An 11,756-nucleotide genomic window follows, 5' to 3' on the forward strand; every position below is an offset into this window, starting at 1 on the left:
AGCGACCTCACTCGTGGTGGTCTCTGACCATCGACCGGCGTCCGACGGGCTCGGTATCGCCGAATCCCGAATCCTCGTCGTCGTATCGGCGCTCGGGCGAGTTCGGCGGCGCGGTCGATACCGGCTGCGGCGCCGGAATCACGGACCTGAAATCCGGCATGCCCTCGACCAGGTCCGACAGGTGCGGCAGTCGGTCCTTACGCTCCCGCAGCGGCTCCATCAGCCGATGGCCCTGCTGGCTCACGTTCTTGGCCGCGGCCTGCACCGCCTGGGTGACGGCAGCGGCGATCTCGCCATAGGACAGATCGCTGATATCGTCGGCGAATCGGGTCTCGATGAGAATGCCGTCGGCATTGACGGTCACGCTGATTCGCTTGTCGCATGCCGTGGCGGTCGCGGTGAGTCGCGCCCGATCACGCTGGATCTCGGCAATACCCCGCATTTGTTCGGACAGCGCTTCCAGCATCATCGCCGCATCCGCCTGCAGCCGCTCATTCATCACCGGAGATCTCCGCATCGTCGATCGAGTCGCATTTCACATCTCATCGCGACTGCGCTCTCTCGTTCTCCTCGAAAACCTTCGCGGCGTCGCGCAGATTATTCGCATTCTGCTCCAACACATCGGCGAGTTGGGACAGCGATTTGAAAGAATTGTCTCTACCGGCTTTGTACCCCTTGGGCCCGTCGGCGAACTTCTTCCCGGCTTTGTCGTGGCCCCACGCCTCACCCAGGGCACCGGTGGAATCCTCGAGGATCTTCCTGATCTTTCCGAGCCAGTCGGTGACATCGTCGAAGTCCGCGGCTGCCGCGCGCAGCCCGTCGGGGTTCAATTCGATGTGTTGATCCATAACTCTTCCTATTCACAGAATAGAGATCAGGACGGAATCGACGACTCGAAACATCGTTACATCCGGACGTTACGAGAGGTTCTCTCTCTCCACTGATATGCTTATCGCCGACAGAAACAATTCCGGCGGGCCTCCGCGGGGGGTGACAGGAGAACACATCGGTCGAAGCCGACACATCCCCGCTCACCGAGGCACCACGCTCGGCGATCGGCCCGGGTGGTAGGGGGTCGAGGCGTTGGGGCTCACAACTTGGGTTGATCGCTAATAAAATGACATGACTGAGAGTAAACTCGAGCATATGGCAGACGTCAATCGAGCGCAGCGCGCCTACCGTTCCCCCGTGCGCGAGGAGGCCGCGCGCCGCACTCGGGACATCGTGGTGCGGGCCGCGGCGGAGGTGTTCGCGGAACGGGGATACGCCGGCGCCACCATCGATCAGATCGCGACCAACGCGGGCGTCTCCCGTCCCACAGTCTTCGCCGCTGGGAACAAGGCCCAGCTGTTCGCCCTCGCCCATCAGTTCACCGCCGACGGCGGCGACGCGGCGGAGGTCGGCTCGACGATCACGGAGATTCTCACGATCGCCGACCCACGGCAGCTCCTCGAGCAGTTCGCGGCCAATACGGCAGCCCTCATGCGGCGCGTGCGCCCGCTGCAGGTCGTGCTCGAGCAGGCCGCGGGCACCGATCCCGATCTGGCGGACCTATTGCGATCCACGCAGCAGAAACTGCTGGAGACCGCCGGTTGCGTCGTCGCCGCCATCGAGGCCACGGGCTCGCTGCGGCAAGGCATCGAAGCCCGGGCCGCGACCGATGTGCTGTGGCTACAACTGCAGCACACGAACTATCAGCGCCTGGTCGACGAACGCGGCTGGAGCCACCAGGATTTCGAACGCTGGCACGCCACCACGATGATCACCACTCTGCTCGAGCCGAAACATGAATGATCGCAACACGTTACGTGGATGCAGTGGGCCATCGGCAACCCGCGACCGCGAGTTCGCCTTCGTTCATGGTCAATACGGCGCCCTGGATCGAAGCCGCGCGCGGTGAGACCAGGAACCGGATGGCCTCGGCCACCGCGCTGGGCCCACTGAGTCGAGCGGCGTGCGCGCCACCGACATCCACGGAATTGACCCGCACGCCCCGCGGCCCGTACTCGGCCGTCCACAACCTCGTCAACATGACCAGGGCCGAGGTCGCCGCCTGCACCACGCTTCGCCCCGAGGCCCCGGTCACCGTGCCGGAACTACCCACGTTGACGATCGCGCCCCTTCCGTGCTCGGCCATTGCCGGGGCGAACGCGGCGGTCAACAGCAGGGGCAGCTTCACATTCAGAGCGAATACCGTGTCGAATACATCATCGACCGGCCCGCAACCCGTCTCACCGGCGTTGTTGACCAGCACCTCGACGGGAGCGCCGTCGAGCAGCCCGACAGTTTCGGCGATCAACCCGCGCACGGCCGCGGAATCACCGAGATCGGCCACCACATCCACCGCCCGCCCACCGGCCCACTCGATCAGCTTGCGCGTCTCCTCCGCACCATCGCCGTCACGACCGCACACCACCACCGAATAGCCGTCCTCTGCCAACCGCAACGCGGCCTCGCGCCCGATCCCGCCCGTCGAACCGGCGACCACCGCCCACATCCCGCGCCCCCGGGGATCTCCCGCCGTCTCGTCACTCATCCGGTCCACCGACTGCGCCGACAGGCTCGCGGCGAGGCGCACGACGATCGGTCATGAGGCGAATGCCGAATGCTTTGACATTCGAATGCGATCTGGAGCGCCCGAGGTCCTCAGCAGGTGGACGTTGCGGGCCTACCCACGAAGCGATCCCCCAGATACTCGATCGCCCGCACCGCGCCCGGCAGCATCGCGCCGCCGTGGTCGGCGCCGGGGACGAGGTCCAGATCCACCAGGGCGCCGGAGGCGCAATAGCGCGCGGCCATCTCCCGAACCGATTGCGGGGAAACGACATCCGCCGCACCGTGCCATTCGTAAATCGGGACGCGCGGCACACCCGGGTAGAAGGTGAGGCTGTTCGCGTGCAACACCTCCACCGTGGGTGTGTCCGCTTCGAGCGGGCCGTCGAAGTAGTCGTCGAAGCGATGGTCGGCTCCGGCGTCGATGATCTCGTTCGTGCACGCATCGGCCAGCCGGGCCCGCAGCGCGATACCGGCCGGGTTCAGCAGTCGATCCAGATGCACCTGGTCGGGGTATTCGCGTTCGAGCCCGACCGCGGCCGCGAAGCCCAGGCCGAACAGCGGATTCGGTGACCGACCGACATCGAGGGCGAGCTTGCCCAGATCGACCGGAACCCCGCCCTGCGCACTGCCGACGAGCGGCAGCTCGGGTGCGTATCGCGGGGCGAGCGCGGCGGCGAAGCCGGTGGCCATCCCGCCACCGGAATAACCGAGCATGCCCACCGGACTGTTCGACAATCCGGCCGCGCCGAAGCGCCGGGCGGCGCGGATCCCGTCGAGGGTCAGCCGCCCACCCAGCTGCGCGGCCCCGTACGCGCTCGTCGGCCCCAGATGGTCGGGCACCGCGGCCGCCCAACCGCGAGCGAGCAGGAGATTGAGCGCGGGCGCCTCGCGCAGCGAGCCGTCGAACAGCGCGTGTGACGGAGCACAGTGCAGCCCAAGGGAATTGACGAACGGTTGATAGGAGACGAGTGGCCGATCGGGGCCGCCCGGCGGAACGAGCACCGTGGTCACGGCCGCGATCGGAGCTCCCGCCGAATTGGTCGACCGATACAGCAGCTGCCAGATCGCAACCGCCGGGAAAATCGCGGATTGCACACGGCGACTGCGGATTACCTCCCCCGGTTCCCATCCCGCGATATCGGACGGAGCCGCGTAGAAGCCGTCGGGATCGGGAGCCGGATATACGGGAGCGGCTGTCGCGGGGCCGTCCTGGGATACGACAGCCGCCGCGGCGACCGTTGCGGCGGCGAGGATTCGGACCCATATGGGTGCGGTGTGCATTACTTCTCCTGTCCGCGGAGGTCGTTTTTCTGGCAGGTGAATTGCATGACGTCGATATGGCCGGTGCGGAACTTGTCCGCGCATCCGGTGAGGTAGCGCAGGTAGGTGTAGTAGGTCTGCTCATTGCTGAGCTCGATCGCGCGGTCCTTGCTGAACCGAAGCGCGCCCGCCCAGTGATCGAGCGTCTTCGCGTAATGCAGCTGCAGCGGCTGAATCTGGGTCACCTCGAATCCGGCTTCCCTGGCGTAGTCGCGCACGCCGCGGGGTTTCGGCCCGAACGGCAGCGGCAACTGGCCGCCGGGAAATATGGCGGTGCGGATGAACCGCATGAAATCCACATCATCGGTCGACAGCGGAATACCGTTGGCGCGCAAGTAGTTCAAGCCGTACACGACGATCGTATGCAACAGCATGGCGCCGTCGGCCGGTAACGCACCGTAGGCGAAGGCGAAGAAGTCGACGTAACGTTCCTGCCGGAAATGCTCGAAGGCCCCGATGGTGACGATGCGATCGACCTTGTCGTCGCACTCCTCCCACCCTTGCAACCGCACCTCGGCGCGCAGCCCGTCGGCAGGCCGGGCATCAAGCAGCGACTGGACGTATCGCTGCTGGTTCTCGCTCAACGTCAGCCCGATCACGTTCACCCCGTAGCGCTGCAGCGCGCGCATCATCGTCGCGCCCCACCCACATCCGATGTCCAGCAACGTCATTCCGGGCCGCAGATCGCATTTCCCCAGCGCGAGGTCGATCTTGGCCAATTGTGCCTGCTCCAGGGTGCAATTCGGGTATTTCCAGTACGCACAGCTGTAGGTGCGGCTGGGGTCCAGGAACAGCGCGAAGAAATCGTCGGACAGGTCGTAATGAGCTTGAACCTCGGTATAAAACGGCTTGTATCCACTCACGAGCATCCTCCGAACGATGAAACGGACAGGATCAGGAGCAAATGCGCACGCGTCGGCCCGAGGGCCGCTACAACGGAGTCGGAGCCGAAGTTCTGTCGGATCAACAATTAGTGTGTGATGTGACTCACAGCTCGAAGCCAACCGACAGCCGAGGAGACCGATCATGCAGTCCTCCGCCGAAACCGCCCGCATAGCGATGCCGATCGGCCACCGCTATCGGGTCGCGCGGGACTACGAGGTGGGGCGGGAGAAGATCCGGGAGTTCGCGCGGGCGATTCAGAACTATCACCCTGTCCATTTCGACGAGACCGAGGCCCAACGGCATGGATACCCCGGCCTGCTCGCACCGCCGACCTTCGTGAGTCTGCTGGGTGGCACCGCCCAACAGGCATTGTCGGCACTGCTGCCCGAGGTGGACCTGGCGTGGGCGGTGCAGACCGATCAGGTTCTCCACCTTCATCGCCCGGTCGTGACAGGCGACACGCTCACCTGTGTCCTGTCGCTGTGTTCGTTCCGGCGCGCCTTCGGCGGCGACCTGCTCGTGGTCGAGAACGATGTCCGCAACCAGTGCGGCGAACGCGCCATCACCGCGTACACCAGCTTCACGGCCCGCTCCGACGCGCCCGAGGACGACAGCGATATCGCGACCCTGATGCCTCGCCTGCTCCGCCACGACGTCGGCCGAACGCATCTGCCCCTGCCCGCGCTCGTACCCCTGGGGGCCGCGACGGAAGATCACACCGACGAGAACTGGAACGCGCACCCGCTCGCCCGATCCTGCGCATCGACGAATGTCGGAGATCCACTGCCCGAGCGCATATTTCGACTGAGCCTGGGCGATCTGGTCAACTACGCGGGTGTTTCCGGAGATCCCAATCCCATCCACTGGCACCGCACGGCGGCGACCACGGTCGGGCTGGACGACACCGTCGCCCACGGCATGCTGACCATGGGCCTGGGCGCGGGTTTCCTCGCCGACTGGGTTGGCGATCCGGGCGCGATCCGGCAGTACAGCGTGCGCATGACCAGCCCCGTCTATGTATTCGAAGCCGGAGAACGCGCCGAAGTGGTGTTCGCGGGTCGCGTCAAATCATTGGATCCGAGTTCCGGGACCGCGCAGATATCTCTGACCGCGACACAGGGCACTCGCCGAGTATTCGGGCGCGCCACCGCGATTGTGCAGCTGTCCTGACTTTCGAAACGGATCACCCCACGGTGACGACGCGATTGTGCCAGCCGGTGGACCCGTCCGGGAACGGCGGGGCTCGGTGGTCGGTTTGCGTGCCGGTGGCGTCGGTCGCGCGCACCCGCAGGGTGTGCGCGCCCGGCGAGGCGTCCCAACGCCAATACCATTGCCGCCAGGTGTCTTTGGAGTACTCCCCGGCGAGCGTCGCGGCCTGCCACGGCCCGTCGTCGACCTGGACCTCCACGGCGACGATGCCGCGGTGCTGCGCCCAGGCGACACCGGCGACGGTGACCGGGCCCACCGGCACCTTCGCGAATGCGGCCGGAACGTCGATGCGGGAGGCGGTTTTGATCGGGGCGTCGGCCGCCCATCCGCGCTGCGTCCAGTACGCCCGGGCCCGATCGAAACGCGTGAGTTCGAGATCGACCACCCATTTCGTCGCGGAGACATAGCCGTACAGGCCGGGGATCACCAGCCGGGCGGGATAGCCGTGCTCGATCGGCAGCGGCCGCCCGTTCATACCGACCGCGAGCAACGCGTCGCGACCGTCCATGATCGCGGAAACCGGTGTGCTGGCGGTGAATCCGTCGACACTGCGGGACAGGAGCATATCCGATTCGGGGTGAACGCCCGCCTCGCGCAGCAGTTCGGCCAGCGGGTAGCCGGTCCATACCGCGGTTCCGGCCAGATCGCCGCCCACCTCGTTGGACACGCAGGTGAGCGTGATCGTCCGCCGCACCGCAGTCCGCTCCCGCAGGCGGTCGAAGTCCAATTCCATTGGGCGATCGACCATTCCGCGGATCCGCAGCCGCCATTGCGCACTGGTCAGGGCCGGGAGTTGTAAGGCGGTGTCGACTCGGTAGAACCGGTCGGTCGCGGTGACGAACGGGGTGACCCCTTCGATCGCCGCGTCCGCCTCGCCCGGCGGCGGTATCGGGTTCGCCTGCGGCACGGCAAATCCCGCCCGATCAGCGGCAATGTCACGCAACCGGGTTCCGAGCCAACGCCCGGTCGCGGCCGCCCCGACGGCCACGGCTCCGACACCCGCCGCGGCGAGCAGGAATCTCCGTCGCGAGACTCCCGATGTCGCCGGGGCCGCGCTCGGACGAGCGCTCAGTATCCGGAGCGCGAGCAGGCCCGCCGCGGTGCCGATCACGCCCGGAAGCACGAATGCCGTTGTCGCGGTTGGCCTGTGCAGTGCCGCGGCCATCGCGACACCGCCCAGTGCCGCCAAAACCGCACTCCCCCACCACCGTCGGCGTTCCAGCAGGCCGATGATCGCGGCCCCGACCGCCATCACCGCCGCCATGGTCGCGAACAGCGCCAGTTTGTCATTACTATCGAACCAGCGAATCGCCGCGTCTTTCAACGCATGTGGCGTCCGGTCCACGACCGAGGCGCCCAGCGCGAAGAACGGCGAGGCCGCGGGATCGATGAACGCGGCGACCAGATGCCCGACGCCCAGCACGGTCGCCGCGGCCACGACACCCGCGGTCATCGCCCTGATCCGACCGCCCGATTGCTCCTTCATCGCACTCAATCCAGGGTCATCTGGGCGATGGGCTCGGTGGTCGGCTGCGGCGATCCGCTCGCGGGCTCGACGGTCAGTGCCATCTTCTGCGACGGAATGTAATGCGCCACAAAGGGTTCGCGCGGCACCTGAACGAGAACAACCGCCGACTGCATCAACCCCTCGTCGGTCGGGCCCATCCACAACTGGTAGCTGTGCCCGGCGGCCGGTGGCTGCACGCCCTCGAAGCTCACGGCGACGAGTTCGAGCGCCGGGGAGGTGTGCACGACGATCGTGCCCCCGTTCGGCAGACCGGACGAACGGGTCACCGCGTCGCGCTGCTCCTCGATCATGCGCAGGGTGGTCAGCGCCGAGGACGGCGGGGATTCGGTATGCCGGTTTCCGGCGACCACGCCCGCGCCGATGGCCACGAGCACCGCCGCGGCGGCCGCCAGCCAGCGCCACCGGGTTTTGCTCGGAAGCTTCTGTGGCTCATCGGTTTTCGCGCCGACGCTGCGGTCCAGCGCGGCCAGTACGCGGGCCTCCAATCCCGCGGGCGGAGCCAGCGAATCCACGACGGTGAGATCGGCCATCGTGTCACGCACGCGGGCGACCGCCGCGTCGAACCGCGCGGCCAGCTCCGGATCGACGGCATCGCGCGCCTGCTCGATCCGGCGGCGCTGCTCATCGGAAACCGCGTCCAGGGCATAGGGATAGACCTGGTCCAGCAGGTCGTCGGTATTCACCGTAGGTCACCTCCCGTCAGACACGCCGCGAGCCGCTTCAATCCGTCTCGAATGCGGGATTTCACTGTGGGTAAAGGGATTTCGAGTTCGTCGGCCACCTCTGGATAGGTGCGCCCGCTGTAATAGGCCAGTGCGATGGTTTCCTGCTGGCGCGAGCTCAGCGTGCCCAGGCACCGCACCACCGCCTGCTCGTCGAATCGCTGTGTGACAGCCTCAACCACCACGTCGTGATCGCGACCGAGGTGCGCGTGTCCGTAGACGACATCGCGGTCGGAGGCGGCGCGTTCGCTGCGGATGCGGTCCACCGCGCGCCGATGGGTCAGCATGATCAGCCAACCCATCGGACTGGAGCGCTGCGGGTCGTATCGTGCGGCCAGCGACCACGCCTGCAGATACACCTCCTGGGCGATCTCCTCGGCCGCGGTGCGTTCGCGCAGCATCCGCACCGCGAGCCCGAAGACGCGATGACTGGTCAGTCGATAGAACTCGGTGAACGCGTCCCGGTCGCCCCGGCCGATATCGGCCAGCAGCGCGACCAGGCGGCGGGCCAGATCCTCCTCGCCCCCGGGCCGATCCACCGGACACGAGGGCCCGGTCTGCGGGAACAGGCGGATGACCCGCGACTCGTCGGGGGCCGTCACGCGCGTACTCGCGTCGAGAGCGATGCCGGGTGCGACTGTCGAGCCATGGCTGCTCCTACCGGGAGAGGTCCGCGGGGACCGTGTCGAATACGAGGCGGATCAGGCGGGCGGCATGAGGACGGTATCGATCATGTACACCGTCGCATTGGCGGTCTTCACACCACCGCAGATCACCGACGCGTCGCCCACTTTCCACGCATTGCCCGAACCGGTCACCGTAACCTCGGCGCCCTCGACGGTCTTGTGCGGACCGGCGATCTTGTCCGGCGCGATCTGCCCCGGCACCACGTGGTAGGTCAGGATCTTGGTGAGGGTCGCCGAATCGGTCTTCAACGAATCCACCGTCGCCGCGGGGATCTTCGCGAACGCCGCGTCCACGGGAGCGAATACGGTGAACTGCCCGCCATTGAGGGTGTCGACCAGGTTCACCTGCGGATTGAGCTTGCCCGACACCGCCGAAACGAGCGTCGTCAGCAGTGGATTGTGGGAAGCCGCGACGGCGACCGGATCCTGAGCCATCCCGCTCACCGACCCCGCCCCCGTCGGAACCTGCTCGGCATACGCATTACATCCCGGCCCCACCAGATTCGCGGCGGCACTCGTGCTCGACGAGGTCGCCGGCATCGAGCTCATGGACGTGGGGCCGCTCGAATCGGACTTGTTGTCCGAGCAGGCCGTCGCACCAGCCACCGCAGCCCCCAGAACCATCGCCGCTACAGCACAACGTCGCATCATCGTCATCGGTGTCACTGCCTTCGAGAATGCGGCCCAACCGAGCCGCCGTGAATAGGACACCAGGACTTCGCAGGGCACATGCCCGCAGACCGAACCGATCTATGTGACACCGGTCACATAGCAAGTCCACGGTCGGGCCGTCGCTCGCCGATACCGACGCCCACAGAAGGCATCTCGGATACACTCGGCAAATCCGGGTCGGGGGCAGTGTGTCACACGGAGAGGCCCATTACGTGAGCAGCGCCGACAATCCGCAGGTAGATCAGGTCGTGCACATGACGTCCGCCGACCATATCGCCGCAGCCAGCAGATGCCTGGTCTATTCGCAGACAGAGGGCGAATACCTGGTGCAAGTCGGAATTTTCCATGCCGTGATGGCAATTGCGAAGAAAGATAGTTCGCCGAACAACTGATTCAGCCCGGGAGTCGCTCGGCGGAATAGTCGTCGAGTGCGCGGTCCGCGTCGCCGACGATCACCGGATGGCCGACCAGGTCGAACATGGCGGTGTCGGAGTGGTGGTCGCCGAAGGCGGTGCAGTGGGCGAGGTCGATTCCGGTGTGGGCGGCGTAGCGGCGCAGGGCCGTGGATTTGTCGTCGCCGACCATGGTCGAGGTGACCTGGCCGGTGTAGCGGCCGTTGTCGACCTCCAAGCGGGTGCAGAGGATGTCGTCCGCGCCGATCAGCTCGGCGATCGGGCGCAGCGCGGGCTCGAACGAGCCTGATACCAGCACGATTCGGGCCCCCGGACGTGGCAAGGAGGGCGAGGCGTTGCCGCACCGCGGGATTGAAGAATCCCGCGGTGGCGATGCGCGCGGTGCACCAGGCCCGTCCGACCCGGTGCACGTCGGCGACCTCCCGACCCGCCCAGTGCCGGTAGAACCAGCGATGAGATTCGCTGCGGCTCAGCCCTTGTGCGCGGAGTGCGAAGAATTCGCGCAGGGTGGCGGGGCCGTCGATATCGGCGCGTCGCTCGGCGTCGAAGGCGAACAGCGACAGGAAGGTGATGTCGCGAACCAGGGTTTCGTCGACGTCGACGAATGCCGCGCATTCCATCAGGCGAACGGGCTCACCGTGTTCCGCGCGCCGACCAGAGCCGCACCGTAGATCTCCAGATTGACCTGCGGTATGAGCATGCCGTGGCGGGCGGCCACGCTCGCGTCACGCCAAATCCGCTGCAGCGGACTGGCATCGGCGAAACCACTCGATCCGTGGGCGGTCATCAGGATTTCCAGCGCACGATGCACGCTGCGTGCGGCGACCGCGGCGTCGGCGCGGTAGCGAGCGCGCAGCAGTTCGTCCGGATGCACGGCCTCGGCGGCGTGCCTGTCCAGGGCGTCGGCGGCGCGGTACGCGTGCAGTTCGGCGGTGTCCAGCGCGGTGGCGGCCTCGGCGATCTGAAGTCGAAAGCCCGCCGAATCGGACTGGCGGTCGAAATTGGTGAAGGGGATGCTCTTGTTCCCCGCGGCGGCGATGACGTGGGCCAGCGCGGCGCGGCCCAGCCCGAGCTGGGGGCCGACGACCATCAGCACCAGCGTCGGCACCATGGCGGTGCGGAAGGCCGCGGCGACCGAATCGGTAGCGTGCGCACCCGCCACCAGCGGGCCCAGGCGCATGACGCGGTGCTCGGGCACGAACGCGTCCTCGATCACGAACCGGTTGCTGCCGGTCGACCGCATCCCCGCCATATGCCACTCGTCCACGATCTCGAAGTCCGTGCGCGGCACCAGGAATGCCGCCGGACCATCCTCGAGGACCGCGGAGGCGATCGCCCACGACGCATGCCAGATCCCGGAGGCATAACTCCACGCGCCACTGAGTCGATACCCGCCGGGAACCCGGTGGACCGGACCGCTGGGCTTGAGGGTTCCGCTGATCAACGTATCGGGCGAGCTGCCCCACACATCGTCCTGCGCCTGTTCGGGAAAGTGGGCCACGCACCAGTCGTTGCCGTTCCACAGCGCGGTCAGCCAGCCGACGCTGCCGTCGATCGCGGCCACCGCGGCGGCCACCTCGAGATGTGTGCGCAGTGCGGCCTCACCGCCGCCGTACCGCTTGGGCGCGGCCGCCCGGAACACACCCGCGGCCTGCATCGCGGCGACGGTCTCGTCGGACAGCCGCCGGTCCGCATCTGCCTTACCGGCGGCGTCGGTCAGCTGGGGCGTCAGCGCGCCGATGGCGGTGAGCAACTCGGAGCTCAT

At 66.9% G+C, this 11,756-nt stretch carries 15 protein-coding genes; 4 read left to right on the top strand and 11 right to left on the bottom strand.

Going from position 1 to position 11,756, the window contains the following annotated elements:
• Positions 1-7 precede the first annotated feature (7 nt).
• Both NP4_RS05800 and NP4_RS05805 read right to left on the bottom strand, forming a co-directional pair.
• Positions 8-499 carry a YbaB/EbfC family nucleoid-associated protein gene (locus NP4_RS05800; RefSeq protein ID WP_245997318.1) on the bottom strand — a complete coding sequence of 164 codons (492 nt, stop codon included), beginning with the start codon at positions 497-499 and terminating at the stop codon, positions 8-10.
• Positions 500-542: 43 nt separating this feature from the next.
• Positions 543-848 (bottom strand): WXG100 family type VII secretion target, encoded by a 306-nt coding sequence (locus NP4_RS05805; RefSeq protein WP_067992985.1) that lies wholly within the window; start codon positions 846-848, stop codon positions 543-545.
• 298 nt (positions 849-1,146) lie between these two features.
• Between NP4_RS05805 and NP4_RS05810 the strand changes: the two genes are divergently transcribed.
• Positions 1,147-1,794: a TetR/AcrR family transcriptional regulator gene (locus tag NP4_RS05810; RefSeq protein ID WP_169813664.1), complete on the top strand. Its 648-nt coding sequence runs from the start codon at positions 1,147-1,149 to the stop codon at positions 1,792-1,794.
• Between the two features lie 10 nt (positions 1,795-1,804).
• Here NP4_RS05810 and NP4_RS05815 read toward each other — a convergent pair whose 3' ends face one another.
• The 3 genes from NP4_RS05815 to NP4_RS05825 form a co-directional block, all read right to left on the bottom strand.
• Positions 1,805-2,536, bottom strand: a complete 732-nt coding sequence (locus tag NP4_RS05815) for an SDR family NAD(P)-dependent oxidoreductase (RefSeq protein WP_067993683.1) — start codon at positions 2,534-2,536, stop codon at positions 1,805-1,807.
• Between the two features lie 110 nt (positions 2,537-2,646).
• Positions 2,647-3,837, bottom strand: coding sequence for a lipase family protein (locus NP4_RS05820; protein ID WP_067992990.1), 1,191 nt, complete (start codon positions 3,835-3,837; stop codon positions 2,647-2,649).
• Entirely contained in the window at positions 3,837-4,745 is a 909-nt protein-coding gene (locus tag NP4_RS05825; protein ID WP_067992993.1) for a cyclopropane mycolic acid synthase family methyltransferase, read from the bottom strand. Before NP4_RS05825 ends, NP4_RS05820 begins: the two co-directional genes overlap by 1 nt.
• A gap of 157 nt (positions 4,746-4,902) precedes the next feature.
• Between NP4_RS05825 and NP4_RS05830 the strand changes: the two genes are divergently transcribed.
• On the top strand, positions 4,903-5,931 hold the full coding sequence (locus tag NP4_RS05830) for a fused (3R)-hydroxyacyl-ACP dehydratase subunits HadA/HadB (protein WP_067992995.1): 1,029 nt from the start codon (positions 4,903-4,905) through the stop codon (positions 5,929-5,931).
• A 13-nt stretch (positions 5,932-5,944) separates the two neighbouring features.
• Here NP4_RS05830 and NP4_RS05835 read toward each other — a convergent pair whose 3' ends face one another.
• The 4 genes from NP4_RS05835 to NP4_RS05850 form a co-directional block, all read right to left on the bottom strand.
• Positions 5,945-7,423, bottom strand: coding sequence for a molybdopterin-dependent oxidoreductase (locus tag NP4_RS05835; RefSeq protein ID WP_067992998.1), 1,479 nt, complete (start codon positions 7,421-7,423; stop codon positions 5,945-5,947).
• Between the two features lie 38 nt (positions 7,424-7,461).
• Complete coding sequence (locus NP4_RS05840) at positions 7,462-8,181, bottom strand: anti-sigma factor (RefSeq protein ID WP_067993003.1); 720 nt, start codon at positions 8,179-8,181, stop codon at positions 7,462-7,464.
• The gene (gene sigK, locus NP4_RS05845; protein WP_067993006.1) at positions 8,178-8,822 is read right to left on the bottom strand and encodes an ECF RNA polymerase sigma factor SigK; all 645 of its coding nucleotides are present in this window, start codon (positions 8,820-8,822) and stop codon (positions 8,178-8,180) included. The genes NP4_RS05840 and sigK overlap by 4 nt, the downstream gene beginning before the upstream one ends.
• Positions 8,823-8,921: 99 nt before the next feature.
• Positions 8,922-9,512, bottom strand: a complete 591-nt coding sequence (locus NP4_RS05850) for a fasciclin domain-containing protein (protein ID WP_245997323.1) — start codon at positions 9,510-9,512, stop codon at positions 8,922-8,924.
• Between NP4_RS05850 and NP4_RS42415 the strand changes: the two genes are divergently transcribed.
• Positions 9,424-9,612 (top strand): hypothetical protein, encoded by a 189-nt coding sequence (locus NP4_RS42415; RefSeq protein ID WP_245997341.1) that lies wholly within the window; start codon positions 9,424-9,426, stop codon positions 9,610-9,612. The genes NP4_RS05850 and NP4_RS42415 overlap by 89 nt on opposite strands.
• 178 nt (positions 9,613-9,790) lie before the next feature.
• Entirely contained in the window at positions 9,791-9,970 is a 180-nt protein-coding gene (locus NP4_RS05855; protein ID WP_067993009.1) for a hypothetical protein, read from the top strand.
• A gap of 1 nt (position 9,971) precedes the next feature.
• Here the strand turns inward: NP4_RS05855 and NP4_RS05860 are convergent, their stop codons facing one another.
• Together NP4_RS05860 and NP4_RS05870 are read right to left on the bottom strand one after the other, a co-directional pair.
• A complete protein-coding gene (locus NP4_RS05860; RefSeq protein ID WP_255285482.1) occupies positions 9,972-10,313 on the bottom strand; it encodes an HAD family hydrolase in 342 nt (113 codons plus the stop codon).
• Between the two features lie 297 nt (positions 10,314-10,610).
• Complete coding sequence (locus NP4_RS05870) at positions 10,611-11,756, bottom strand: acyl-CoA dehydrogenase family protein (protein ID WP_067993020.1); 1,146 nt, start codon at positions 11,754-11,756, stop codon at positions 10,611-10,613.

The organism is Nocardia pseudobrasiliensis NBRC 108224, from assembly GCF_001613105.1.
Lineage (GTDB): Bacteria > Actinomycetota > Actinomycetes > Mycobacteriales > Mycobacteriaceae > Nocardia > Nocardia pseudobrasiliensis.